The sequence below is a fragment of the Mesorhizobium sp. ISC25 genome (assembly GCF_042295465.1).
Lineage (GTDB): Bacteria > Pseudomonadota > Alphaproteobacteria > Rhizobiales > Rhizobiaceae > Mesorhizobium.
Genome location: NZ_CP135441.1, coordinates 1528695 through 1552571 on the forward strand (window position 1 = coordinate 1528695; position 23877 = coordinate 1552571).

Below are 23877 nucleotides of genomic sequence, written 5' to 3' on the forward strand. Positions count from 1 at the left end.
GGTTTTGGCGAACCCAATCCCTATGTTGAATCCTATCGCAGACCGCTCGGCGATATCCTCAATGGACTTGCCGATACGGGCTGGACGCTCGACCGCTTCGTCGAGCCACTTCCCGCGCCTGAGATGGAAATGGTCGACCCCAGGCATTTTGCCGAACTGAGTTTGGCGCCTGTATTCATATGCGTGCGTGCGCACAAATAACCCTCTCTCACCTTTTCGCCGAAACGGCAATGATCGGCCCGGCCGGATAGTTTCCACCAACAATCATCCGCTCGCCGTTCGACAGCGCCGAAACGACGCCGTCGAAGAAAAGCGCGTTGGCGCAGTCGAGCCATCGCGAAGCTGCCGAGGCTGACTTCAGAGCGCGAGATCGCCAGCACGACGGTGTTTTCGTCACGCACGCCGACGCCGTTGCGGATATAGCGCGATGTGCCGTTCTGCTCGAAGCGGGGATGAAGCCGGCCATCGATCACCAGCATCGGGCCGGATTGCGTGGCGAACATCACGTCCGGCCTGGCGGCGGCATAGGCGCTTGTCTCCATGACCGCCGCCTTGCCGTCCTTGCGGACCAGGAACACGCCGTTCGATTTCAGGAAGAAATTGCCTTCGCTGTCGGCGACGTTGATCGGCGCCTTCTCCTGGCCGTCTTCGACGAGAAGGCCGACTGGGGTCAGGTCTTGGTGATACATGCCGCCGTTCATGGCGAGCAGCACCGTCCGGCCCTGATCCGCCATCGCCTTGTCGAATTTGTCCAGTGAACCGAAAGCCTTGCCGTCGAGGCCTGTGTGGAACACACCGACGTCATAGCGGCGCAGATCGATTTCGCAGACCACATAGGCAACCGCCTCGAAGCTTGCATCGCGGCACGGCGCCGGCAATTCACCGCTAACGGCGAGCGGTGGGCGTCTCGGCGACCTGGCCCACCAAATCAAGGCCAGTGCGGCGAGCAGAACGGCGAGGAGGAACCCGGCGAGATATCGTCTTTTCATCACGCCTCGGGAAAGATGGTGGCCAACGGCTTGGCCCAAGATCAGACGTTCCTTTGCGCCATTTGCATGGCAAGGCGGCAAACATCTTGTTTCGCGCAACCCATGGGTTTATTTGAAGGGTAATGTTCGAGCCTGACTCCCACAGGCATGAAAGGGTATTCCATGAGCGGCATCAACGACTACATTGACAATGAAGTGAAGGGCAACGACGTCGTTCTCTTCATGAAGGGCACGCCCGGCTTCCCGCAATGCGGATTTTCCGGTCAGGTCGTGCAGATCCTCGACTACATCGGCGCCGATTATAAGGGTGTCGACGTGCTAACGTCGGCCGAGCTACGGCAAGGCATCAAGGACTATTCCAACTGGCCGACCATCCCGCAGCTCTACGTCAAGGGCGAATTCGTCGGCGGCTGCGACATCATCCGCGAGATGTTCCAGGCGGGCGAATTGCAGACCTTCCTCGTCGAAAAGGGTGCCAGCGTCAAAGGCGCCGCCTGACTTCTGTTTTGCGTATGGCCCTCCGAAGATCGACTGCGATTTTCGGGGTCGTACCCTAAGCGCCGGGGCACCTTGGCAAAAAGTTCTGCCCGCTATCGGGGCAATGAACGAATGGATGCGTCGGCCAGCCGGCGCATTTTCGTTTGAGGATCGGACTGGCCGTGGATCAGCAAGCACAAGCGCAGCAAAAGGCAAGCACTTTGCCTATTCCGCGCTGGGAATTCATTGCGCTGTGCGCGGCGCTGATGGCGCTCAATTCGCTGGCCATCGATATCATGCTGCCGGCGCTGCAGCAGATCGGCGCCTCGCTCGGCGTCGAAAATGAAAACCACCGGCAATATGTGATCACCGCCTATATCCTTGGCTTTGGCGGCGGACAGCTGTTCTTCGGGCCGATCTCGGACCGCTTCGGGCGCCGCGCGCCTCTTGTCGCAGGGCTGGTGATCTACGTCGTGGCGGCCGGCGCTGCGGCAATCGCCCCGTCATTCGCCACGCTTCTGCTATGCCGGGCCGTGCAAGGCATCGGCGCGGCGGCGACGCGCGTCATTGCCGTCTCGATCGTGCGCGATACGTTCGACGGAAGGCGCATGGCCGAAGTCATGTCCCTGATCTTCATGGTGTTCATGGCAATTCCGGTGGTGGCGCCCGGTATCGGCCAGTTCATCATGCTGTTTGCGACCTGGCACGTGATCTTCGTCACCATGGCTGCCGGCGCGCTGATCGTGTCCGCCTGGTCGCTGTTGCGCCTGCCCGAGACGCTACACCCCGAATATCGCCGGCCGCTGACGCTGTCCTCCATCATCGGCGGCTTCCGCATCGTTCTCACCAACCGCATCGCGCTCTGCTACGCCTTCGCCAGCACCTTCATCTTCGGCGCCATGTTCGGCTTCATCGCCTCGGCCCAGCAGATCTATGTCAGCGTGTTCGATGTCGGCGAGATGTTCCCGGTCATCTTCGCGGGGGTTGCCGGCGTGCTTGCTTTTTCGAACTACCTCAACGCGCGCCTCGTCGGCCGCATCGGCATGCGCCGTCTGTCGCAAAGCGCGCTGCTGCTGTTTCTGGCCATCAGCCTTGCCTGGCTGGTCGTTTCCATCGAAATGAAGATGCCGCTCTGGCTCTTCATTGCCTTCTTTGCCTGCGCCATGGTCCCGTTCGGCGCGCTCGGCGCGAACTTCAACGCGCTCGCCATGGAGCCGCTCGGTCACCTGGCCGGCACTGCCTCGTCGATCCTCGGGTTCATGCAGACATTTCTTGGCGGCATCCTCGGCACGCTGATCGGCCAAGCCTTCAACGGCACGGTGACGCCGCTGGCCGCCGGGTTCTGCAGCGTGTCGGTGGCGGCGCTGCTGATGATCCTCCTGGCCGAGCGCGGCAGACTGTTCCAGCCGCACAACCCGCCGGTTTAATGCACATTGCCGGGCGCGCCTAGGATGCACCCTCACTGACCGCGGTGAAGCGAGGGAACAGCGTACGTCCTGCGATTGCTCCACCCATGCTGTCCGAAACGGGCAATGGAAGAGCCTTGTCGAGCGCCTCGAGGACGGAAGCCACGAAGGCCCGGTTGAGCGAGCCATCGTCCCCTAGATGGGAGTAAGTGGCGCGCGGCTTGCCAATAAGCGTGCCGTTTCGGCGAATTGAGAACTGCAGCGTCAGGGTCATGCCCGCGGTTCCGGGCGGCGGCTTCCAACAGGCGACGATCGCGGAGAACATCTCGTCTATGGTGTCGACGGGGTCGGGACTGCGACATGCGCGTTCCCCAGATCTTGCTTCATTGACACCGGCAACCAAGGCAAGGGCAAAGGCCGTTGCAACAATTGCGGACCGAGGTTTCATTCGAGGTCTCCGGTTTCGCACAAGATTGAACAACTTTGGCAGCGAAGAGTTATTCCGCCCAGAGCTCGCGGCGCAGCTCTCGCCAGCTTTCCCGGTCCGGCGCGACCAGCAGGCCACCTCCGACATGCGATGGCAAATAGGCGCTGCCGTCGAAGCGCGCGGCATGGCCGCCGGCCTCCGCATGGATCAGCACGCCGGCCAGGTGGTCCCAGGGCATCAGCTTGTTGTAGACGACGAAATGGCCGTGGCCGCTGGCCAGCAGGCGGTATTCGTGGGCGGCGCAGCGATAGTTGAACTGCGATAGCGACTTGGTCTGGTTGCGCGCCAAACGTGAGCGGTCCGGCTCGGGCACATAGTGCCATGAGACCGCACCGGTCATTTCCGACATCGGCGCCGGTTTGGCGACATGGACCTTTTCCAGATTGCCATGGGCATGGCGGATATGGCTGCCGGCGCCACTAACGCCGATCAGCCAATCCTTGCCGACGGGATCGTGAATGATGCCGGCGACCGTCTCGCCCTTGACCACGACACCAAGCATGACGCCGAACAGCGGCACGCCGGAGGCGAAGTTGAAGGTGCCGTCGACCGGGTCGACGACGAAGGCGAGTTCGGCATCGCCAAGACCGTCGAGCAGCGTCGGGTCGTCGGAGCAGGCCTCCTCACCGACGATCATTGCGTGGGGATAACGCTGGCGCAGCCTGGCGGTGATGAGCCGTTCGGCATTCACGTCGGCCTCGGTCACAAGATCGGCGGCCGAGGTCTTGCGGCGGACGTCGCCCTCGCTCAACCGGCGAAAGCGCGGCATGATCTCGGCGACGGCGGCGTCCGACAGAAGGTCGGCAAGCCAGTCGATCGCGCTGTCGTCAAATGTCATGGGGACCGTCTTGCTTTGCGTTAAGAGCATCGTTGAGGGCGGCGAAATCGAACAGCGTCCTGTCGAGCAGATGCGAGCGCCGCACATTGCTCATGGCTCGGATCATCGTATCCTTGCGGCCGGGCATGCGTTTCTCGATGTCGTCGAGCATCGCCTTCATGACGTTGCGCTGCAGGCCTTCCTGGCTACCGCACAGATCGCACGGAATGATCGGGAATTTCATGGCGCCGGCGAATTTCTCGAGATCGGCTTCCGCGCAATAGGCGAGCGGCCGCAGCACCATGACATCGCCCTCGTCGTTGAGCAGTTTCGGCGGCATGGCGGCGAGGCGCCCGCCATGGAACAGGTTCATGAAGAAGGTTTCCAGTATGTCCTCGCGGTGGTGGCCGAGCACCAGCGCCGAGCAGCCCTCCTCGCGGGCAATCCGATAGAGATGGCCGCGCCGCAGCCGCGAGCACAGCGAGCAATAGGTGCTGCCTTCGGGCAGCTTGTCGGTGACCACCGAATAGGTGTCCTGATATTCGATGCGATGCGGAATGGCATGGCTGTCGAGATAGTCGGGCAATATGTGCTTGGGAAAGTTCGGCTGGCCCTGGTCGAGATTGCAGGCCAACAGCTCGACCGGCAGCAGCCCGCGCCATTTGAGATCAAGCAGCACGGCAAGCAAGCCGTAGGAATCCTTGCCGCCCGACAGAGCGACCAGCCAACGGTCGCCGGGCCTCACCATGGAGAAATCGTCGATCGCCTGGCGGGCAAGCCGCAACAGCCGTTTGCGCAGCTTGTTGAACTCGACGGAGGACGGCACATCGGCAAACAGAGGATGAAAGCCGCCTTCGGCGTCGGCGACCGGTTCGAGCGTTTCGGCGTCTGGCTGCATGTTCACGGCGCGTCGGCCCTAAAGTCCTGTTGCCGCCCGCAGTAGCGCATCGGACCGAAAATCGAAATCGATTTCCGAATCACGTCCCGGAAAAGGACCAAAAAAGAAAAGGCCGCCTGGACGGGCGGCCTTCGGTTGTATCGCGACGAACGCGCCGATCAGCGCGAATAGAATTCGACGACCAGGTTCGGTTCCATCTGCACGGCAAACGGAACGTCCGCCAGGCCGGGGATGCGCGTGAAGGCCGCGGTCATCTTGTTGTGATCGGCCTCGATGTAATCGGGCACATCGCGCTCGGCCAGGCCCACCGATTCCAGCACGATGACCAGCTGCTTCGACTTCTCGCGCACTTCAATGACGTCGCCCGGCTTGCAGCGGTACGAGCCGATGTTGACGCGCTTGCCGTTGACGTTGACGTGGCCGTGATTGACGAACTGGCGCGCCGCAAAGATGGTCGGCACGAACTTGGCGCGATAGACGACCGCGTCGAGGCGCGATTCGAGTAGGCCGATCAGGTTCTCCGAGGTATCGCCCTTGCGGCGGTCCGCCTCTTCATAGACCTTGCGGAACTGCTTTTCCGAAACGTCGCCATAGTGGCCCTTCAGCTTCTGCTTGGCGCGCAGCTGCAGGCCGAAATCGGAAAGCTTGCCCTTGCGGCGCTGGCCATGCTGGCCGGGGCCGTATTCACGCTTGTTGACCGGGGACTTCGGGCGGCCCCAGATGTTTTCGCCGAGACGGCGGTCGATCTTGTACTTCGCGGATTCGCGCTTGCTCATCGCATTCCCTTTCAAAACAACACACCCGGAACCTCATGGTCCGGGTGAAGGAAACGCGCCCTCCTCTGGCCTCCGTTTTCGAGACCTGACAGGGTTTTCCACGCAACGCGACGGAAAACCCACGGGACACGTCATTTCAAACAAGACACAAGGAAAGTAAAACCGGCTTCCCAAACGTCTTGCACATATAAAGAAAACCACCGGGCATTGCGGCCCGGTGTTGGTGGGCTGGTTAAACGGAGATTTAACCGCTGTCAAGCTTCCGGCTGGCGCGAATCGCCGAACCGGATAGTGTTACGGTTGTAGAACGTGCCGGATGTGGCGGGAGGTTGCGCCAGCGGCATCAGGAAGGGACTGAAGTCAGAGGAGCTGGAATTCGCATGAAGAAGTTCTTCCTTACGTTGGTAGGCGCCGCGGTGATGGCCGGCACGATGGCGGTCGCGCCCGAGCCGGCGCAGGCCCGGCATTGGCATGGGCACAGGCATCACCAGGTCTGCCGCATCGTGGTCAAGAAGAAGGTGGTATGGCGCCACGGTCATCGCAAGGTCATCCGCTACAAAGTGCGGCGCTGCGGTTGGGGCTGGAACTGGTAACTTTCGCCCTCGCCCGTTGAGACTTCAGGGCCCGCGGCTCAGCCGCGGGCTTTTTGTTGACCGGCATCCGCCGCCAGAATGGTCAGTCGATCAGTGTTTCGACTTCTTTTCCGGCAGGCCCTTGCGCTTGGTCTCGGCGAATTCCTCGAGCTGTTTTTCGCTCATGGATTTATACATTCCCTTCGACGCGCCTTTGAGCGCGCCCTTCTTGGTCTCGCCGCGCTTGGCTGACAATGCCGCGCCGGCCGCTTTCTGCTGGGCTTTTGAGGTGGCTGGCATGATGGTTTCTCCCGTTTCCGATGAGAGGAAAACGCATTGTCTGGTGCGATGTTCCCAAAGCGACAATTGCCTGCGGTCAGGATATCGCCAGGCCAAATCCCTGCATCAGCCGGCGCGTGGGAAAATTGGCGCTGTTCGAGGTGAAGACGGCAAGATCGGCGCCTTCCGGCAGGGCTTCGCCGCGGTCGGTCTCGGTGTCCGCCAGCAGCGAAAGCGCCCGGCGCGCGATCGCCTCGGCCGGGTCCAACCAGTCGACCGGCCAAGGTGCTGTCTTGCGCATGCGGTTGGCCAAAAAAGGATAATGAGTGCAGGCAAGCACGACGATGTCGGTGCGTAGCCCGTCATGCTCGACGAAGCACGGCGCGATCTCGGCGCGCACGGCCTCCTCGTCGACAAAACCATCGCGCATATAGGCTTCGGCCAATCCAGCCAGCCTGTCGCTGCCGACCAGGCGGACATGGCATTTCTGCGCCCATTTACTGATCAGATCGCGCGTGTACTGGCGCTTGACGGTGCCGGGCGTCGCCAGCACCGAAACCAGGCCTGAGCGCGTGCGTTCCGCCGCCGGCTTGATGGCCGGCACGGTGCCGACGAAAGGGTGGCCGGGAAACCTCTCGCGCAACGCGTCGATGACCAGCGTCGAGGCGGTGTTGCAGGCGATGACCGAAATGGCCGGCGAAAACCGGTCGAGCAGCCTGGCGAACAACTCCAGGATATGTGTTCTCAGCGCTGGCTCCTCCCAGCCGCCGAAGGGGAACGCCGCGTCGTCGGCGACATAGATGAAGCGGCGGTCAGGCATCAGCACGCGCGCCTCACGCAGCACGGTGAGGCCGCCAATGCCGGAATCGAACATCAGGATCGGACGGGCGCTCGATGGATTGGTCATTGTCATTGAGTCACTAGGGGCTGGGAATCACCAAGGGCTGGGAATCACAAACGAGATCACGAGGAAAGGCCCGGCCCATGCTTTCTGCTTCGGCCAATGATGCTTTATCCCGGCCGCTTCTATGTGGAACCATCATGGCCTTGATGCGGCGCGCCGGTCACACAAGGCCGCGCTTGCCGAAGCCGCCGGGCCGCGGCCGGCCGGTTGCCAGAGATGCAGGTTGAGATGCAGGGTAGTTCGACGGCACCGGCCCGGCCCGCATGGCGTAGGCTGGAGCCAGGGCCGTCGCGCCGGCGGCTGACGCTGAATGGAGCGCCGCGGCGCCGCGCAGCGGCCCGGGCGGGTCGAAATCGTCGAAACTCAGGGATGACGCCATATCCGAAGAGCTACCGCCCGCCGGCTTGGCCGCCAAGATGACGGCCCACAGCCCGACAAGAGCTAATCCCAGCAGGTTAAGGCCGGAATGCGAATCTTCGCCGTCGAATTTTACGACAAGAACAGTGCCGGCCTGCAGAATCGCAAACAGGATCGAGAACACGATATACGACCAAAGGATCCAACCCGACCCTTGCGCGTCGCGGCTTCGACGCCAGGCGAAATTCGCGCGGAACAGAACGATCACCAGCGAGGCGACGAGAACGGCCGCGGCCAGTCCTTCCCTGGAAGGACCAGGTTGCGAATTGGCCAAGCCCTCGATGCCGATGGTCCACAAGACGCACAGCACAAAGGTCACGATTTCCGTAACCAGCAGAGCCACGGAATAGAAGAAAAAGCGAAGACGACCGATATCCGAGCTAAACATCCGAGAATCCATCGTTTTGAAAACCATGGATCAAACCAAATAAAATTCGGTTACTGGTAAGACAACTGCATTCGCAAGCCTAGTCTTTGTCTTTCGCCTTGCCGGCGCGTGCCGCCGCTGCCGGAAGCCGCCTTGGATCGTCGCCGGGCGATCCGTCGCCGCGCGGCATGGCCGGCGAGAACCTGTCCAGCGATGATATTATACCGCGCAGCACCTTGAGCTCCGGCTCGGCAAAGCCGGGGCGGGTCAGCACTGCGCGCAAATTGTCGACCATCTTCGGCTTCTTCGCTGCCGGGCGGAAATAGCCGCGCGCCTCCAGTGCGCCTTCCAGATACGCAAACAGGCCGTGCAATTCTTCCTTGGCAGCCGGCGGCATTTCGGGGCCGGAGAAGTTGGTCCTGGTCTCGTCCTCCAGGCCGGACTTCATCCATTCATAGGACATTAGCAGGGCCGCCTGGGCGATGTTGAGCGAGGAGAAGGCTGGATCGACGGGGAAGGTGACGATCTCGTCGGCGAGGCCGACCTCGTCATTATAGAGGCCGAAGCGCTCGCGGCCGAACAGGATGCCGGTGCGCTGGCCGGCCCGCTGCCGCGCCCGCAGCGCCCTGCCCGCCTCGACCGGACCGCGCACCGGCTTGAAATTATCGCGCGCGCGCGCCGTGGTGGCGAAGACGAAGTTCAAATCGCCGACTGCCGAGGCCAGGTCATCGAACACCGTGACGGCATCGATGACGTGGTCGGCGCGGCTTGCGGCGGCACGCGCCTTCTCGCTCGGCCAGCCGTCGCGCGGATTGACGAGCCGCAGCTCGGCAAGGCCGAAATTGGCCATGGCGCGCGCGACCATTCCGATATTCTCGCCGAGCTGCGGCTCGACCAGGATGATCGCCGGTCCGGACGCTGGAGTTCCGGAGGCAAGAGGGGTGTCGGGATCCTGGGTAGCGGCCATGGTTGTCAGTGAACTGCTGTTTGCGGCATTTCGCAGTCCCCTGCCACATTTGGCGGCGAAAATGAAGCTTTGGCAAGGAATGCCGTCACTGCGGAGCGGTTCGCCGTTTGCGCGGCCAAAAAGCCTTTGATATACGGGCCGCATCCCAGGGTCGGCAGCCGTGCGGGCAAGGCCGTTCCGTTCCCAAAAAGCGAGGCATTCTTTCCATGGCGAAGATCAAGGTGGCGAACCCGGTCGTCGAACTCGACGGCGACGAGATGACCCGCATCATCTGGCAGTTCATCAAGGACAAGCTGATCCACCCTTATCTCGACCTCAAGCTCGAATATTACGACCTCGGCATCGAGCACCGCGACGCCACCAACGACCAGGTGACCATCGATTCGGCCAACGCCATCAAGAAATACGGCGTCGGCGTGAAATGCGCGACGATCACGCCCGACGAGCAGCGCGTCGAGGAATTCAAGCTGAAGAAGATGTGGAAGTCGCCGAACGGCACCATCCGCAACATCCTCGGCGGCACCATCTTCCGCGAGCCGATCATCATGAAGAACGTGCCGCGGCTGGTGCCCGGCTGGACCAAGCCGATCATCGTCGGCCGCCACGCCTTCGGGGACCAGTACCGCGCCACCGACTTCCGCTTTCCCGGCAAGGGCAAGCTGACGATCAAATTCGTCGGCGAGGACGGCCAGGTGATCGAGCATGATGTGTTCGACGCACCCGGCGCCGGCGTCGCCATGGCCATGTACAATCTCGACGATTCGATCCGCGAATTCGCCCGCGCCTCGCTGAATTACGGCCTGCTGCGCAATTACCCGGTCTACCTCTCGACCAAGAACACCATCCTCAAGGCCTATGACGGCCGCTTCAAGGACATCTTCCAGGAGGTCTACGAGGCGGAGTTCGAAGCCGAATTCAAGGCGAAGAAGCTCTGGTACGAGCACCGGCTGATCGACGACATGGTGGCCTCCAGCCTGAAATGGTCGGGTGGCTATGTCTGGGCCTGCAAGAATTATGACGGCGACGTGCAGTCCGACACCGTGGCGCAAGGCTTCGGCTCGCTCGGCCTGATGACCTCGGTGCTGATGACGCCGGACGGCAAGACCGTCGAGGCGGAAGCCGCGCATGGCACCGTCACCCGCCACTATCGCCAGCACCAGAAGGGCGAGGAGACCTCGACCAATTCGATCGCCTCGATCTTCGCCTGGACGCGCGGCCTCGCGCATCGCGCCAAGCTTGACGACAATGCCGAACTGAAGCGCTTTGCCGAGACCCTGGAAAAGGTCTGCATCCAGACGGTCGAGTCCGGCTTCATGACCAAGGACCTGTCGCTGCTGATCGGCCCCGACCAGCCATGGCTTTCGACAACCGGCTTCCTCGACAAGATCGACGAGAATTTGCAGAAAGCGATGGCCTGAGCCCAACCGACATGGGCAAGCCCGTCGTCTATGGCGCGGACTACAGCGTCTATGTGCGCATCGTCCGGCTGGTGTTGGAGGAAAAGGGCGTCGGCTACGAGCTCGTTCCCGTCGACATTTTTGCGGCGGACGGCATTCCCGGCTGGTACTTCGAGCACCAGCCGTTCGGCCGCATCCCGGCCTTCGAGCATGACGGCTTTCGCCTCTACGACACCGGCGCGATTGCCCGTTATGTCGACGAAGCCTTTGACGGCCCGGCGCTGCAACCGGTCGAAGCCCGGCCTCGAGCACGCATGAACCAGATCACCGGCCTGCTCGATGCCTACGCCTACAGGGCCATGGTCTGGGATGTGGCGGTCGAGCGGCTGGAGAAAACGCCGCCCGACGAAGCCGTGATCGCCAACGGGTTGAGGCAGGCAAGAACGGCATTGCAGGCGCTCTCTTCGCTGAAAGCCGAAGGGCCTTGCCTGTTGGGGACGGACCTGACGCTGGCCGACCTGCACGCCGCGCCGATCATCGGCTATTTCGTCAAGGTCGCCGAGGGGCGAAAACTGCTGGCCGAGTTTGCCGATGTTCGGGATTGGTATGCGCGCATCGCCGGACGCGATAGTTTTGCGAAGACCGAAAAGGCGAGGTGACAAACATACGAGAGGCCGAGGGAACAGCACCCCCCTCTGTCCTGCCGGACAGAGGGGGGTGCTGTCCTGCCGAGGCTGGCGACAAATTCTCCCAGATCCTTGCCTTCTCTGCCTCGCAAGCCGCTCAATCGGGAAGGTAGATCTCCGCCTTCATGAAGGTCTTCGCACGGCCTGTGATCAGCACACGATCTCCGGCCAGCTCGCATAGCAAATGACCGCCGCGCTGCGAGCATTGGAATGCCGACAGATGCGTCTTGACGAGTTTTTCAGCCCAGTAGGGCACCAGCGTCGCATGAATGGAGCCGGTTACCGGATCCTCGGGAATGCCCGCCCCGGGCACGAAATAACGAGAGACGAAATCGTGGGCTCGCCCAGCCGCGGTAATGACCAGGCCGAGAGGATGAAAGGTTCCGATCCTGAGCAGATCGGGAACGAAAGATCGCACGGTTGTCTCGTCGGCAAGCTCGACAAACAGGTTCTCGAAATTGCGGAAGCTCGCAACCGGCCGCTGAGGCAATATCGCTTGCAACGCCGAGTTCAGCTCTTCTTCAATGGGCTGCGGCGGAAAACACGGCAGATCGAGCTGATAGGTCTCTTCCCGCCGGGAAACCCGCAGTTCGCCCACCCGGGTGGCGAAGGCCATTTCGCCCTGACCATTGTATTCCGTAGTCAGCACATGGGCGGCCGCAAGAGTGGCATGGCCGCAAAAGTCGACTTCATGGACCGGCGTGAACCAGCGCAAATCCCAACCTTTGCCATTCGGCCGCACAAACGCGGTTTCAGCAAGATTGTTTTCGTTGGCAATGGCCTGCATTACCTGCTCCGACAGCCACTCCTCCAGAAGGAGAACGGCGGCAGGGTTGCCCTGGAAGGCCCGTTCGGCAAAGGCATCGACCTGATACATCGTCAGCGTCGGCATATTGGCCCTCAAAGATATCCGCTGGGCGGCGCGCCATTTAGGCCGTGCCGCCCCCGGTGCAGGTTCACGCCGCTTCGAGAGCCGCTTTCACCGCAGCGATCGCGTCTTCGGCCTTCGAGGCATCCGGGCCGCCGGCCTGAGCCATATCGGGTCGGCCGCCGCCGCCCTGCCCGCCCAATGCCGCGGACGCGACGCGCACCAGATCGATGGCGCTGAAGCGGCCGGTCAGATCATCGGTGACGGCGACGACGACGCTCGCCTTGTTGTCCTCGCCGGCGCCGACAAAGACGACGATGCCGGAGCCGAGGGACTTCTTGCCGGCATCGGCCAGCGGCTTAAGATCCTTTGGCGAGACGCCCGATACCGCCTTGCCGAGAAAACCGACACCGGCAATGGTTTCGTTTTCCGCAGGCACACCGGCTGGCGAGCGATCGCCCAGCGCCAGCTTCTTGCGCGCCTCTGTCAGCTCCTTTTCGAGCTTCTTGCGCTCGTCGAGCAGCGCCTCGACGCGGGCCGGCACATCGGCCGGCGAAATCTTCAGCGCGGCGGCGGCGGCCTTCAGCCGCTTGTCCTGTTCGTCGAGATGCTTTCTGGCCGCCTCGCCGGTCAACGCCTCGATGCGGCGCACGCCGGCAGCGACCGCACTGTCGGACACGACGCGCACCAGACCGATATCGCCGGTCGCCCTGACATGGGTGCCGCCGCATAGCTCGACCGAATAAGGCCGGTTGGCCTTGGCGCCATGCAAGCCCGTGCCCATCGAAACGACGCGCACTTCGTCGCCATATTTCTCGCCAAACAGCGCCATGGCGCCTTCGGCAATGGCGTCGTCGACCGACATCAGGCGCGTGGTCACAGAGCTATTCTGAACGACGATCTCGTTTGCCATGCGCTCGACCTCTTCGAGCTCGTGCGGCGAGATCGGCTTGTTGTGGGAGATGTCGAAGCGGAGACGCTCGGGCGCGACCAGCGAGCCCTTCTGCGCCACATGGGTACCCAGCACCTCGCGCAGCGCCTCATGGATCAGATGCGTGGCGGAATGGTTCGCGCGCAGCCTGGAGCGGCGTGCGTGGTCCACCTTCAGCTCGACGGTCGCGCCGGTCTTGACCGTGCCGTTGGCCACCTTGCCGAGATGGACGAAAAGCCCATCGGCCTTCTTCTGGGTATCGGATATCTCGATCGAGAACACGTCGCCCGAAATGACGCCGGTATCCCCCATCTGGCCACCGGACTCGGCATAGAACGGCGTCTGGTTGACAACCACGGCAACGGCGTCGCCCTTGCCGGCACTATCGACGGTCTTGCCGTCCCTGACCAGCGCCTGGATGAGGCCTTCCGTCTGCTCGGTCTCATAGCCCAGGAATTCGGTGGCGCCGGTCTTGTCGCGCACCCCGAACCACACCGTCTCGGTTGCGGCTTCACCGGAACCAGCCCAGCTTTTGCGCGCCTCCGCCTTCTGCCGCTCCATTGCCTCGGTGAAGCCGGCAAGGTTGACCGAGATGTTGCGCTGGCGCAGCGCGTCCTGCGTCAGATCGAGCGGAAAGCCATAGGTGTCGTAGAGCTTGAACGCTGTCTCGCCATCCAGCATGTCGCCGGAGGCCAGCTTTTCCGTCGCCTCCGAAAGCAAGCCCAAGCCGCGCACCAGCGTCTTGCGGAAACGAGTTTCCTCAAGCTTCAGCGTCTCGGTGATCATCTGTTCGCCGCGCACCAGTTCCGGGTAGGCTTGGCCCATCTCGCGCACCAGCGCCGGCACCAGGCGCCACATCAGCGGATCGCGGGCGCCGAGCAACTGCGCGTGGCGCATGGCGCGGCGCATGATGCGACGAAGCACGTAGCCGCGGCCTTCGTTGGATGGCAGCACGCCGTCGGCCACCAGGAAGCAGGACGAACGCAAATGGTCGGCGATGACGCGGAACGATGCGACGGTGTCCGCATCCGGACCTTTGCCAAGCGCCGACGACGCAGCGTCGATCAGGTGGCGGAACAGGTCGGTTTCGAAGACGCTTTCAACCCCTTGCAGGATGGAGGCCATGCGCTCGAGGCCCATGCCTGTGTCGATCGACGGACGCGGCAGGTCGACGCGCTCGTCCTTCGTCACCTGTTCATACTGCATGAACACCAGGTTCCAGAATTCGAGGAAACGGTCGCCATCCTCCTCGGGGCTGCCGGGAGGGCCGCCCCAGATATGCTCGCCACGATCGATGAAGATCTCCGAACACGGCCCGCAAGGCCCGGTGTCGCCCATTGCCCAGAAATTGTCCGAGGTCGCGATGCGGATGATGCGATCGTCGGAAAGACCGGCGATCTTCCTCCAGAAGCCGGCCGCCTCGTCGTCGGTGTGATAGACGGTGACCAGCAGCTTGTCCTTGTTCAGCCCGAACTCCTTTGTGATCAGGTTCCAGGCAAGCTCAATGGCGCGCTCCTTGAAATAGTCGCCGAACGAGAAGTTGCCGAGCATCTCGAAGAAGGTCAGGTGGCGCGCAGTGTAGCCGACATTGTCGAGGTCGTTGTGCTTGCCGCCGGCGCGAACACTCTTCTGGGCAGTCGTGGCGCGCGAATAAGGCCGCTTCTCCAGACCGGTGAAAACGTTCTTGAACTGCACCATGCCGGCATTGGTGAACATCAGCGTCGGGTCATTGCGCGGCACCAGCGGGCTCGACGCGACGACCTCGTGACCTTCCTTGCGAAAATAGTCGAGAAATGCCGACCGGATCTCGTTGACGCCACTCATGAAATACTGCCTTTTCGAGAGAACCGCCGGCTGCCGGCGGAAAATAGACATGGCCTTTTAGCGGTCGCACCGCAGCCTGTCCAGAAACACCAAATGGGCTCAAATCCCGGCTTTCACCAGCGCTTTGAAATGCGTTTGCCCCGCCGTCAAACGCGAACCGCCGGCACGGGGCCGGCGGTTCGAAACGCATCGATTACGCAAACTCAAAATCAAAACATCAAATCGAAACCTGGCTGAGGCTCCGCGAGGCGTCGCTTGCCCTACATCACCCCAGCATCGTCCTCGAAGCCGTCGTCGCTGCTTTCGGAGCCGCCGTTCTCAAGGAATTTCTCAGCGATCAGCCCGGCATTCTGCCGCAGCGCCAGCTCGATCTCGCGCGCCGTGTCGGGATTGTCGCGCAGGAACAGTTTTGCGTTTTCGCGGCCCTGGCCAAGACGCTGCGAATTGTAGGAGAACCAGGCGCCCGACTTTTCGACCACGCCCGCCTTGACGCCGAGATCGACCAGCTCGCCGGTCTTGGAGACGCCCTCGCCATACATGATGTCGAACTCGACCACCTTGAAGGGCGGCGCCAGCTTGTTCTTGACGACCTTGACGCGGGTCTGGTTGCCGACGACCTCGTCGCGATCCTTGACCGAGCCGATGCGGCGGATGTCGAGGCGGACCGAGGCATAGAATTTCAACGCATTGCCGCCGGTCGTCGTCTCGGGCGAACCGAACATGACGCCGATCTTCATGCGGATCTGGTTGATGAAGATGACCATGGTGTTGGAGCGCGAGATCGAGGCGGTGAGCTTGCGCAGCGCCTGGCTCATCAGGCGGGCCTGCAGGCCGGGCAGCGAATCTCCCATCTCGCCTTCGATTTCGGCGCGCGGCGTCAAGGCCGCCACCGAATCGACCACCAGCACGTCGATGGCGCCGGAGCGCACCAGCGTGTCGCAGATCTCCAGCGCCTGTTCGCCGGTATCGGGCTGCGAGATCAGCAGGTTTTCGAGATCGACGCCGAGCTTGCGGGCATAGACCGGGTCGAGCGCGTGCTCGGCATCGACGAAGGCGCAGATGCCGCCCTTCTTCTGGGCTTCGGCCACCGTGTGCAGCGCCAGCGTCGTCTTGCCCGAGCTTTCCGGCCCGTAGATCTCGACGATGCGGCCGCGCGGCAGGCCGCCGACGCCAAGCGCGATGTCCAGCCCAAGCGAGCCGGTCGGCACCGTTTCGATCTCGACGACCTGCTCGTTCGCGCCGAGCCGCATGATCGAGCCCTTGCCGAAGGCACGCTCGATTTGCGACAGCGCCGCATCCAGAGCCTTTGATTTATCCACCGCTTTGTCCTCTACAAGCCGCAAAGAATTCTGAGCCATGATACATCACCCCGTGGTCGTCAATGGAGGCCGGACAATCCCGCAATCCTTAAAAGAATGTACCTCATTTGTTCTCATTTGTCAATGAGCGCCAAGGGTTTGAAAAATAACGCACATCCATATTTGTTCTATTTTTGTTTCGCAATTTTTGCTTCTGGATGTTATCTCCGTCAGAAAAGGTACACTTCCGACTCTCCGCCAATTTCAAGGGCGATTCGCTAGCGAACACGCCTGCCTCGAACACCTAATGATAACCCCAGTGCGGTGATCGTCACGAATGCGCCAAGTGCCATCGCGTGAGGCTCGCCGCTCTATGAGTGCGGCTTCTGCAGTGCGCAGGTCTACCCGACCGCAGGCACTCCATTCCGAAGCCAGGCGCACGTCACTGCGCGACTGATGTCACGCTCATGTCCCGCTTTCCGCGAAGGAAGTCCAGCGCACCATCGGCGTGACCGGTAGGGACGAGCTTGGTTGCGATCGCCTTTAGAGGGCGGTCGAAGGGGCGTTAGGTGTATCGGTCATTGTTGCTCCTGTCCGCATCCTAGGGGATAATCGCCGCAGTGAATTTTGGCGGCGATTCTGTCATGTCTGGCGGCGACGATCGATATGACTTCATAACGTTCGGCTGGATTGCGACCATAATTGGATTGCTCTTATTTGGGTCGCTACTCGACTCTCAAAAGTCCATTGAAAATCAAAGCTCCTACTACGCCAGAAAATGTGCCGCACGATATAGCGATAGCCCCTTTTCGACCACCTATGTCCATCCCAAATCCAGCAATCAAAAAACTGAAAAAGCAAACGACTCCAGCGAAACCAACACGGATTGGTGTGATCTCGCAGCCCAACAGAGCGTTGCTGAAGACACCACAAGTATGTACCGGATTAACCTGTTTGGGTTGATCGCGAGCGGCGTCGGCATTTTCTTCATTTGGCGTACTCTCAAAGCTAATCAGTTTGCTACCAAAGCCGCTATTCAAGCTGCCAACACGGCCACCGCTGCTGCCAATGCTGCCATTGCCGCTGAGCGACCCTATGTATTCCTTTGGATGACTAAGCGAGACCCTTTCGATGGCAAAAAACTTCTCGGGATCAACTTCAAGAATTTCGGCAGGACGCCAGGCTTTGTGACGCGCATTCAGTATGATGTGGGACTTTTCGCCGTGCCGCCCGACCCCGAGACCGCCGGAAAACAGGGGACCGACAGGACTCTGCACAAAGGAGCGATTGCGGCCTATGATGTCGATTTCCCAAACAACTGGCACGTCCCGCTGACAGTCACCACCGACATGATGGAGGGGGAACGACGGAAAGAAGGTGAGATATATCTTTATGGGATCATCTATTATGAGGACCCGTTCGGAACTCCCCACAAGAGTTGGTTTTGCCGGGTTTACAGGAGCTACGAGTTCGTTCCCGCTCACCTGAAAGACGAACATTTGAACGGCTTCGATTAGAACCACCGCCACCGCCAACAGGATCGGTTTCATGATGCCATCATATGGACCGGGCAAGATACTATTGGGCGATTCTGGTATTCTTCGCGTTCGTGGTGCTAGCCACCTACATAATTGCGCAGGAAGCCCATTGAGTAGCCGCTGAAGCACAATACGGCCGCGCTGCTTGTTACCATCTGGCTGAGCATTCGAGTTACCAGTGCTGCCGTTGCTGCGGCTGAAGCAGCCCGCGATGCCATTGGTGTAGAACGCGTGGCTCACGCAACAGCGCCCGGCGACCTAGTCGCCTCCCGGGCAACAGCAAAGGGCATTTTGCCGGCATGATCAAATCCCCGACGATCCTGGCCGTGGGCGGCGCCTATATCGAGCGGCGCGGCCGGGTTGCCGGCGCCTTCGTGCCGGCCGCCTTGAACCCCGGCACGATGCGCGAGCATGTCGGCGGCGCCGTCTTCAACGCCTTGCGCTGGGCGGTGCGGCGCGGCGTCTCGGCCTCGCTGCTTTCGGTGCGCGGCGGCGATGCCCTTGGCGACACGGTTCTACGCGCCGTCACCGAGGCCGGCATTGCCGACCTGTCGGCGGTGTTCCTCGACCGCGCGACGCCAAGCCATACGATGCTGATCGATAGCGACGGCGGGCTGATCGCCGGCCTTGCCGACATGGTGCTCTACGAACTGGCGCTTCCCAAGCAGATCCGCCGCGCCAAGGTGCGGGAAGCGATCGGTTCGGCCGACGCGGTGCTGTGTGACGCCAACCTGCCGTCTTCCGCGCTGGAGCGGCTGGCGGCACTCGCCGCCGGCAAGCCGGTGTTTGCGCTTGCCGTCTCGCCCAGCAAAGCGGCGCGGCTGACGCCGGTGCTCGACCGTCTGGCCGTGGCGTTCATGAACCGGCACGAGGCCGGCGTGCTTGCCGGCACCGATGTCGATGCTGGCGATCAAGGCCTCGTCGACGGCCTGAGACGCGCCGGCCTGAAAAGCGGCGTGATCACTGCCGGCGACGAACCAGTGCTCGGTTTCGACGAATTGAGCGCGTTCTCGATCTCGCCACCGCCGCTACAAAAGCGGACCGATGCTGCCGGCGCCGGCGACGCATTGGCCGGCGCGACGATCGCCGCGCTGCTGCGCGGCCTGACGCTGCGCGAAGCGTTGCGTGAAGGCGTTGCCGCCGCGATGCTCGTCGTCGAGCGCGCCGCCTTCACCAGCGCCAGCTTTGCCGAGGCGCTGGCGCTCGTGCCCGAGGCGCGGGACCTGGCGTGAAATGCGGCCCGGAATTGCCGAAGCATAGCGCAGCCTATTTGCCGGCGCGCCGTCCTGCCTCGTAGGCACGCCGCGCCCAGATCGCCATCTCGTCGGGATCGTCGAACGCGCTGTCGGGAACGCTCCAATAGGGCATCGACACGAGCTTGCCGTGGCGCGAGCCGGTATAGGTCCATTGCCGGCAGCCGGCCGCTTCGAAATCCGGGGCGCTTTCCGCGTCGGCCTTCAGCATCAATTCGCCGCGGATGACGATGGCGACGATGACGCCGTCGAAATAGATGCCCTTGCCGCCGAACATCTTGCGGATGCTGACCGGGCCGAGGCCTTCGAAAAGCTCTTCTATGCGCTCGTTGTCCATGCGGCGATCATGTCACCCGGATTTCCCCTTGTCATCGACGCAACCGGCACCATCCTGACAAGTTCAGAATCAATTTCGTCGGAGTTTTTCATGCCGCTTCTGCTCAAGGGGTCCTGCCGGTGTAATGCCGTGCGTTTCGAGGTGGAAAGCCACACGCCGGTGCCGTTCATGCTGTGCTACTGCTCGATCTGCCGCAAGCAGCAGGGCGGCGGCGGTTTTGCCATCAATCTCGGCGCTGACTACGAGACGCTGAAAATCGAGGGCAAGCGCCATCTCGGTGTCTACCGCGCCGAGATCGAGGACGACGAGCACCCGCAACGCGAAACCTCGACGGGCGAGCGGAATTTCTGCACGAAATGCGGGACGGCACTCTGGCTCTACGACCCGACTTGGCCGGAGCTGGTGCATCCGTTTGCCTCGGCGATCGACACCGACCTGCCAAAGCCGCCGGAGAAGGTGCATCTGATGCTGAAATACAAGGCGAACTGGGTCGAGCCCGACATCGGCAAGCGCGACAAGGTCTTCGACGTCTACCCGGAGGAGTCGATCGCAGACTGGCACAAGCGAACGGGGATGTGGGTGGATTAGCTATTTGCGTGGCGCTGAAGTTTTGACGAATCGGATGGTGCGGGCGCTGGCGAATAGTGTGCCCAGGGGATGGGCCGAAACCCTGTTCCGTCGTCATCCTGGGGCGGAGCAAGGAGCGAAGCGATGCGCGCAGACCCCAGGATCCATGCCGCGACTTCGGGGCGCTGCTGAGGTGCAGAATTCTGCTCCGCTGCACCCTTCGGCTAAGGTTACGGCATGGATCCCAGGGTCTCCGCGACGGAGCTTCGCTCCTGCTTCGCCCAGGGATGACGAAGTTGCGAGGCCTCGGCCAATCTCAACGTGTCGAGAGCTAGCGGTTTCCAATCAGGCCGAAGCGCGTGCTTCGGCCAGTGCCTTCAGATCAGCCGGCTTCAGCTCGACCGATTCGCCGCAGCCGCAGGCCGAGCTCTGGTTCGGGTTCTTGAAGGTGAAGCCGGTGCGCAGCGTCGTCTGCTCGAAATCCATCTCGGTGCCGAACAGGAAAAGCGCTGCCTCGGGCGCGACATAGACGTGGGCGCCATCGCGCTCGATATGGTCGTCCTTGGTGTTGGGTTCAGTCACCAGGTCGACCGTATATTCCATGCCGGCGCAGCCGCCCTTCTTGATGCCAAGGCGAATGCCATGCGCATTCTCACGGGTCGCGACGATCTCGCGCACCCGGTCGGCGGCCTTTTCGGTCATCGTGATGACGGCGAAGCGTCCCATGTTTTCCTTCTCCATTGCGCGCAGGTTCAAGGCCCGCCGAATGATTCCTCACCTAAAATGGTGAAGTTTTGTACCCGGCGCAAGTGCGCCAGCCCTCTGGCTGGTCGATGCTAGTACCAACCCACCGCCACCTGCGCCTCTTCCGACATGCGGTCGGGCGACCAGGGCGGGTCGAAGGTCATGTTGACCTCGACGCCGGAGACGCCCTCGACGGCGCCGACGGCGTTTTCGACCCAGCCCGGCATTTCGCCGGCCACCGGGCAGCCCGGCGCGGTCAGCGTCATGTCGATCTTGACCGAGCGGTCGTCCTCGATGTCGATCTTGTAGACGAGGCCGAGTTCGTAGATGTCGGCCGGGATTTCGGGGTCGTAGACCGTCTTCAGCGCCGAGACGATGTCGTCGGTCAGCCGGGCCAGTTCGTCGGCGGGAATCGTCGATCCGGAAACCGCCGCATTGGTCGTCGTTTCCGAAGCGGTCTCGGCGGTGTGGCTGGCATCATCCATGATCGTCACCCGAAGAACTTTCGTGCCTTTTCCAGCGCATCGGCCAAAGCATCGACTTCGGCCCTGGTATTGTACATGCCGAACGATGCCCTGCATGTGGAGGTTACGCCGAAGCGTTTCAACAGCGGCTGGGCGCAATGCGTGCCGGCGCGGACCGCCACGCCCTGCCTGTCGATGACCATCGACACGTCATGGGCGTGGATGCCCTGCAGCTCGAACGAGATGATGGCACCCTTGCCGGGCGCATCGCCGAAGATGCGCAGCGAATTGATGGCGCGCAGTTTTTGATGCGCATAATCCTTCAGATCGGCCTCATGCGCGGCGATGCGCTCGCGGCCGATCTTTTCCATGTATTCCAGCGCAGCACCAAGCCCGATCGCCTGCACGATCGGCGGCGTGCCGGCCTCGAAACGGTGCGGCGGATCGTTGTAGGTGACGATGTCTTGCGTCACCTCCTCGATCATCTCGCCGCCGCCCATGAACGGGCGCATGCGCTCCAGAACGTCCTTCTTGCCGTAGAGCACGCCGATGCCCGACGGGCCATAAACCTTGTGGCCGGTGAAGACGAAGAAATCGCAGTCGAGATCCTGCACGTCGATCGGCATATGCACGGCGCTCTGGCTGCCGTCGACCAGCACCGGAATGCCGCGGGCATGCGCGATGCGCACGATCTCCTTGATCGGCGTCACCGTGCCCAGCGCATTCGACATATGGGTGATGGCGACCAGCTTTGTCCGGTCTGTCAGGCGCTTTTCGAATTCCTCGATGTGGAAAACGCCGAGATCATCGACCGGCACCCAGACCAGCTTGGCGCCCTGCCGCTCGCGGATGAAATGCCACGGCACGATGTTGGAATGATGCTCCATGATCGAGAGCACGATCTCGTCGCCTTCGCCGATATTGGGCATGCCGAAGCCGTAGGCGACCGTGTTGATCGCCGCCGTGGTGTTCGAGGTGAAGACGATGTTGTCGGTGCTTGGCGCGTTGAGGAAACGGCGCACCGTCTCGCGAGCCTTCTCATAAGCGTCGGTCGCGGCATTCGACAGGAAATGCAGGCCGCGATGGACGTTGGCATATTCCTGGGAATAGGCGTGCTGGATAGCGTCGAGCACGGCCTGCGGCTTCTGCGCCGAGGCGCCATTGTCGAGATAGACCAGCGGTTTGCCGTAGACTTGCCGCGACAGAATCGGGAAGTCGTGGCGGATCGCCTCGACGTCATAGGGGATGTTTTCGACTTTCTGGTCCATCACAAGCTCTCTCGAGGCACCGCCTCATTCCGTCCAGCACCCCTCAGCCACCTCTACCCGTGCGCCACGAACCAGTTGTCGAGCCGTGCTTCCAGCGCCTCGACGATGGCCTCGTCGTCCAGTTCCTCGATCACTTCGGCGACGAAGGCCTTGACCAGCAAGCCGCGCGCGGTCTTCTCGTCGATGCCGCGCGCCATCAGGTAGAACAGATGGCTGTGGTCGATCTCGGTGACGGTCGCGCCATGGCCGCAGACGACGTCGTCGGCGAAGATTTCAAGCTCCGGCTTGGTCGAGAACTCGCCGTCATCCGACAGAAGCAGCGTGTTGCAGGCCATCTTGGCGTTGGTCTTCTGCGCATATTGGTGGACGTTGATGCGGCCCTGGAAGACGCCGCGCGCTCTGCCGGTCACCACGTTGCGGATGACTTCGGTCGAGGCGGTATGCGGCACGGCGTGGTCGAGCACCATGGTGACGTCGGTATGGGTGTCGCCGGCGAGCAGATTGATGCCGCGCAGCGTGAATTCGGCGCCCTCGCCGGTCGTCTTCACGACGACTTCCTGGCGGACAAGCTTGCCGCCGGCATTCATGACGAACAGCGTCAGTTTCGAATTCTTGCCGAGATGCGCCTTGAACTGGGCGAGGTGCGTCGCCGTATCCGGCTGCTCCTGCACGACCAGCCATGTCACTTCGGCGCCTTCGCCAAGCAGCAGCTGGCTGACCGAGCTGACCAGCGCCGCCCCCTCGCCCGCCTGGCGTTCGACGACGACAGCGTTGGCGCCGGCACCGACACGGATGGCCAGCCGTACATGCGTCTGTCCCCCGGCCTGCAAATTCTGCAGTTCGAGCGGCTTTTCCAGTTGGGCACCGTCGGCGATGTCGACGAAATAGCCGTCAGCGACAAAGGCGGTGTTCAGCGCGCCGATGGCATCGTCGCTGCCATAGGAATCCAACCCGGGGGCGATGCTGCCGTCGGTCAGCTTCTCCGACAGGCGCTGCACGGCAACGCCTTCGATATCGGGCAGTTTCGTACTCGAAACGCCGTTCAGTACCGGCAAAACACTGGAGCCTTCGACGATCGGCGCAATGGCTTTCGCGACCGCTGCCGGATCGAAGTCCGGCACTGAGGTCAGCAGCCGGCGCAGGTCCGTATAATGCCAGGATTCGATGCGCCGCGTCGGCAGGCCACTCTTGATCGCCTCGATGGCGTCGTCGCGCTTCAGCATCACCGCGCCGTCGCCGGGCAGCAGCGACAGCCGCTCGCCGAAGGCGTCGATCAGCGCCGTTTCGGCCAATGTTCGCTGGGGTGTCGTGTGCATATTCATCAGTATCGCCTTGTTTGGCTTGCC

The 23877-nt window shown here is 62.1% G+C and carries 25 protein-coding genes; 8 read left to right on the plus strand and 17 right to left on the minus strand.

The genetic code is table 11. The annotated features are described in order from the left end of the window. Positions 1–32 precede the first annotated feature (32 nt). Positions 33–989 carry a phosphodiester glycosidase family protein gene (locus RQ479_RS07720; RefSeq protein WP_376704634.1) on the minus strand — a complete coding sequence of 319 codons (957 nt, stop codon included), beginning with the start codon at positions 987–989 and terminating at the stop codon, positions 33–35. A 162-nt stretch (positions 990–1151) separates the two neighbouring features. On the opposite strand from RQ479_RS07720, the gene grxD reads away from it, so the two are divergent. Together grxD and RQ479_RS07730 are read left to right on the plus strand one after the other, a co-directional pair. Further along, complete coding sequence (gene grxD / locus RQ479_RS07725) at positions 1152–1487, plus strand: Grx4 family monothiol glutaredoxin (RefSeq protein ID WP_352467258.1); 336 nt, start codon at positions 1152–1154, stop codon at positions 1485–1487. Positions 1488–1693: 206 nt separating this feature from the next. Next, positions 1694–2893: a multidrug effflux MFS transporter gene (locus RQ479_RS07730; protein ID WP_352467346.1), complete on the plus strand. Its 1200-nt coding sequence runs from the start codon at positions 1694–1696 to the stop codon at positions 2891–2893. A 19-nt stretch (positions 2894–2912) separates the two neighbouring features. Here the strand turns inward: RQ479_RS07730 and RQ479_RS07735 are convergent, their stop codons facing one another. From RQ479_RS07735 to rpsD, 4 genes are all read right to left on the minus strand, one after another. Continuing rightward, the gene (locus tag RQ479_RS07735) at positions 2913–3320 is read right to left on the minus strand and encodes a hypothetical protein (RefSeq protein WP_352467257.1); all 408 of its coding nucleotides are present in this window, start codon (positions 3318–3320) and stop codon (positions 2913–2915) included. A gap of 49 nt (positions 3321–3369) precedes the next feature. Continuing rightward, entirely contained in the window at positions 3370–4197 is an 828-nt protein-coding gene (locus tag RQ479_RS07740) for an inositol monophosphatase family protein (protein WP_292659834.1), read from the minus strand. Next, positions 4187–5074 (minus strand): tRNA 2-thiocytidine(32) synthetase TtcA, encoded by an 888-nt coding sequence (gene ttcA / locus RQ479_RS07745; RefSeq protein WP_376705887.1) that lies wholly within the window; start codon positions 5072–5074, stop codon positions 4187–4189. The genes RQ479_RS07740 and ttcA overlap by 11 nt, the downstream gene beginning before the upstream one ends. Positions 5075–5232: 158 nt before the next feature. Next, positions 5233–5850, minus strand: coding sequence for a 30S ribosomal protein S4 (gene rpsD, locus RQ479_RS07750; RefSeq protein ID WP_023717376.1), 618 nt, complete (start codon positions 5848–5850; stop codon positions 5233–5235). Between the two features lie 380 nt (positions 5851–6230). On the opposite strand from rpsD, the gene RQ479_RS07755 reads away from it, so the two are divergent. After that, positions 6231–6443: a hypothetical protein gene (locus RQ479_RS07755; RefSeq protein ID WP_023674706.1), complete on the plus strand. Its 213-nt coding sequence runs from the start codon at positions 6231–6233 to the stop codon at positions 6441–6443. A 90-nt stretch (positions 6444–6533) separates the two neighbouring features. Here the strand turns inward: RQ479_RS07755 and RQ479_RS07760 are convergent, their stop codons facing one another. The 4 genes from RQ479_RS07760 to RQ479_RS07775 form a co-directional block, all read right to left on the minus strand. After that, positions 6534–6722 (minus strand): DUF3008 family protein, encoded by a 189-nt coding sequence (locus RQ479_RS07760; RefSeq protein WP_023674705.1) that lies wholly within the window; start codon positions 6720–6722, stop codon positions 6534–6536. Positions 6723–6798: 76 nt separating this feature from the next. Next, positions 6799–7608 (minus strand): glutamate racemase, encoded by an 810-nt coding sequence (murI, locus tag RQ479_RS07765; protein ID WP_376704635.1) that lies wholly within the window; start codon positions 7606–7608, stop codon positions 6799–6801. 157 nt (positions 7609–7765) lie between these two features. Beyond that, positions 7766–8410, minus strand: a complete 645-nt coding sequence (locus RQ479_RS07770) for a hypothetical protein (protein WP_376704636.1) — start codon at positions 8408–8410, stop codon at positions 7766–7768. A 79-nt stretch (positions 8411–8489) separates the two neighbouring features. Beyond that, positions 8490–9356 (minus strand): RNA methyltransferase, encoded by an 867-nt coding sequence (locus RQ479_RS07775; RefSeq protein WP_352467251.1) that lies wholly within the window; start codon positions 9354–9356, stop codon positions 8490–8492. Between the two features lie 206 nt (positions 9357–9562). Here RQ479_RS07775 and RQ479_RS07780 point away from each other — a divergent pair, with 206 nt between their 5' ends. After that, complete coding sequence (locus RQ479_RS07780; protein WP_376704637.1) at positions 9563–10774, plus strand: NADP-dependent isocitrate dehydrogenase; 1212 nt, start codon at positions 9563–9565, stop codon at positions 10772–10774. An 11-nt stretch (positions 10775–10785) separates the two neighbouring features. Then, positions 10786–11412, plus strand: coding sequence for a glutathione S-transferase family protein (locus RQ479_RS07785; RefSeq protein WP_376704638.1), 627 nt, complete (start codon positions 10786–10788; stop codon positions 11410–11412). Positions 11413–11536: 124 nt separating this feature from the next. Here RQ479_RS07785 and RQ479_RS07790 read toward each other — a convergent pair whose 3' ends face one another. The 3 genes from RQ479_RS07790 to recA form a co-directional block, all read right to left on the minus strand. Beyond that, positions 11537–12331, minus strand: coding sequence for a PhzF family phenazine biosynthesis protein (locus RQ479_RS07790; protein WP_376704639.1), 795 nt, complete (start codon positions 12329–12331; stop codon positions 11537–11539). 64 nt (positions 12332–12395) lie between these two features. Next, a complete protein-coding gene (gene alaS, locus RQ479_RS07795) occupies positions 12396–15062 on the minus strand; it encodes an alanine--tRNA ligase (protein WP_376704640.1) in 2667 nt (888 codons plus the stop codon). Positions 15063–15322: 260 nt separating this feature from the next. Continuing rightward, positions 15323–16420 (minus strand): recombinase RecA, encoded by a 1098-nt coding sequence (gene recA, locus RQ479_RS07800; RefSeq protein WP_023674696.1) that lies wholly within the window; start codon positions 16418–16420, stop codon positions 15323–15325. 584 nt (positions 16421–17004) lie between these two features. Here recA and RQ479_RS07805 point away from each other — a divergent pair. Next, the gene (locus RQ479_RS07805; RefSeq protein ID WP_376704641.1) at positions 17005–17877 is read left to right on the plus strand and encodes a hypothetical protein; all 873 of its coding nucleotides are present in this window, start codon (positions 17005–17007) and stop codon (positions 17875–17877) included. Between the two features lie 320 nt (positions 17878–18197). Continuing rightward, entirely contained in the window at positions 18198–19130 is a 933-nt protein-coding gene (locus RQ479_RS07810; protein ID WP_376704642.1) for a PfkB family carbohydrate kinase, read from the plus strand. A 34-nt stretch (positions 19131–19164) separates the two neighbouring features. Here RQ479_RS07810 and RQ479_RS07815 read toward each other — a convergent pair whose 3' ends face one another. After that, the gene (locus RQ479_RS07815; protein WP_352469213.1) at positions 19165–19488 is read right to left on the minus strand and encodes a TfoX/Sxy family protein; all 324 of its coding nucleotides are present in this window, start codon (positions 19486–19488) and stop codon (positions 19165–19167) included. A gap of 90 nt (positions 19489–19578) precedes the next feature. Here RQ479_RS07815 and RQ479_RS07820 point away from each other — a divergent pair, with 90 nt between their 5' ends. Then, a complete protein-coding gene (locus RQ479_RS07820) occupies positions 19579–20076 on the plus strand; it encodes a GFA family protein (RefSeq protein WP_352469214.1) in 498 nt (165 codons plus the stop codon). Positions 20077–20400: 324 nt separating this feature from the next. On the opposite strand, the gene sufA is transcribed toward RQ479_RS07820, so the two are convergent. The 4 genes from sufA to sufD all read right to left on the minus strand — a co-directional run bounded on the left by sufA (position 20401) and on the right by sufD (position 23853). Continuing rightward, positions 20401–20781, minus strand: coding sequence for a Fe-S cluster assembly scaffold SufA (sufA, locus tag RQ479_RS07825; protein ID WP_352492473.1), 381 nt, complete (start codon positions 20779–20781; stop codon positions 20401–20403). Positions 20782–20891: 110 nt separating this feature from the next. Next, positions 20892–21284 carry an SUF system Fe-S cluster assembly protein gene (locus tag RQ479_RS07830; protein ID WP_292663164.1) on the minus strand — a complete coding sequence of 131 codons (393 nt, stop codon included), beginning with the start codon at positions 21282–21284 and terminating at the stop codon, positions 20892–20894. Between the two features lie 5 nt (positions 21285–21289). Beyond that, the gene (locus tag RQ479_RS07835; RefSeq protein ID WP_376704643.1) at positions 21290–22531 is read right to left on the minus strand and encodes a cysteine desulfurase; all 1242 of its coding nucleotides are present in this window, start codon (positions 22529–22531) and stop codon (positions 21290–21292) included. A gap of 53 nt (positions 22532–22584) precedes the next feature. Then, a complete protein-coding gene (gene sufD / locus RQ479_RS07840; protein ID WP_376704644.1) occupies positions 22585–23853 on the minus strand; it encodes a Fe-S cluster assembly protein SufD in 1269 nt (422 codons plus the stop codon). Between the last annotated feature and the right edge of the window lie 24 nt (positions 23854–23877).

Coding starts and splice junctions, on each gene's coding strand:
- RQ479_RS07755 (WP_023674706.1), top strand. CDS start 6,231: ATGAAGAAGTTCTTCCTTACGTTGGTAGGCGCCGCGGTGATGGCCGGC.
- RQ479_RS07785 (WP_376704638.1), top strand. CDS start 10,786: ATGGGCAAGCCCGTCGTCTATGGCGCGGACTACAGCGTCTATGTGCGC.
- RQ479_RS07740 (WP_292659834.1), bottom strand. CDS start 4,197: ATGACATTTGACGACAGCGCGATCGACTGGCTTGCCGACCTTCTGTCG.
- ttcA (WP_376705887.1), bottom strand. CDS start 5,074: ATGCAGCCAGACGCCGAAACGCTCGAACCGGTCGCCGACGCCGAAGGC.
- RQ479_RS07820 (WP_352469214.1), top strand. CDS start 19,579: ATGCCGCTTCTGCTCAAGGGGTCCTGCCGGTGTAATGCCGTGCGTTTC.
- RQ479_RS07775 (WP_352467251.1), bottom strand. CDS start 9,356: ATGGCCGCTACCCAGGATCCCGACACCCCTCTTGCCTCCGGAACTCCA.
- RQ479_RS07805 (WP_376704641.1), top strand. CDS start 17,005: ATGTCTGGCGGCGACGATCGATATGACTTCATAACGTTCGGCTGGATT.
- RQ479_RS07830 (WP_292663164.1), bottom strand. CDS start 21,284: ATGGATGATGCCAGCCACACCGCCGAGACCGCTTCGGAAACGACGACC.
- RQ479_RS07780 (WP_376704637.1), top strand. CDS start 9,563: ATGGCGAAGATCAAGGTGGCGAACCCGGTCGTCGAACTCGACGGCGAC.
- RQ479_RS07760 (WP_023674705.1), bottom strand. CDS start 6,722: ATGCCAGCCACCTCAAAAGCCCAGCAGAAAGCGGCCGGCGCGGCATTG.
- rpsD (WP_023717376.1), bottom strand. CDS start 5,850: ATGAGCAAGCGCGAATCCGCGAAGTACAAGATCGACCGCCGTCTCGGC.
- RQ479_RS07735 (WP_352467257.1), bottom strand. CDS start 3,320: ATGAAACCTCGGTCCGCAATTGTTGCAACGGCCTTTGCCCTTGCCTTG.
- RQ479_RS07810 (WP_376704642.1), top strand. CDS start 18,198: ATGATCAAATCCCCGACGATCCTGGCCGTGGGCGGCGCCTATATCGAG.
- sufD (WP_376704644.1), bottom strand. CDS start 23,853: ATGAATATGCACACGACACCCCAGCGAACATTGGCCGAAACGGCGCTG.
- RQ479_RS07770 (WP_376704636.1), bottom strand. CDS start 8,410: ATGTTTAGCTCGGATATCGGTCGTCTTCGCTTTTTCTTCTATTCCGTG.
- recA (WP_023674696.1), bottom strand. CDS start 16,420: ATGGCTCAGAATTCTTTGCGGCTTGTAGAGGACAAAGCGGTGGATAAA.
- RQ479_RS07790 (WP_376704639.1), bottom strand. CDS start 12,331: ATGCCGACGCTGACGATGTATCAGGTCGATGCCTTTGCCGAACGGGCC.
- sufA (WP_352492473.1), bottom strand. CDS start 20,781: ATGGGACGCTTCGCCGTCATCACGATGACCGAAAAGGCCGCCGACCGG.
- alaS (WP_376704640.1), bottom strand. CDS start 15,062: ATGAGTGGCGTCAACGAGATCCGGTCGGCATTTCTCGACTATTTTCGC.
- RQ479_RS07720 (WP_376704634.1), bottom strand. CDS start 989: ATGAAAAGACGATATCTCGCCGGGTTCCTCCTCGCCGTTCTGCTCGCC.
- RQ479_RS07835 (WP_376704643.1), bottom strand. CDS start 22,531: ATGGACCAGAAAGTCGAAAACATCCCCTATGACGTCGAGGCGATCCGC.
- grxD (WP_352467258.1), top strand. CDS start 1,152: ATGAGCGGCATCAACGACTACATTGACAATGAAGTGAAGGGCAACGAC.
- RQ479_RS07815 (WP_352469213.1), bottom strand. CDS start 19,488: ATGGACAACGAGCGCATAGAAGAGCTTTTCGAAGGCCTCGGCCCGGTC.
- murI (WP_376704635.1), bottom strand. CDS start 7,608: ATGACCAATCCATCGAGCGCCCGTCCGATCCTGATGTTCGATTCCGGC.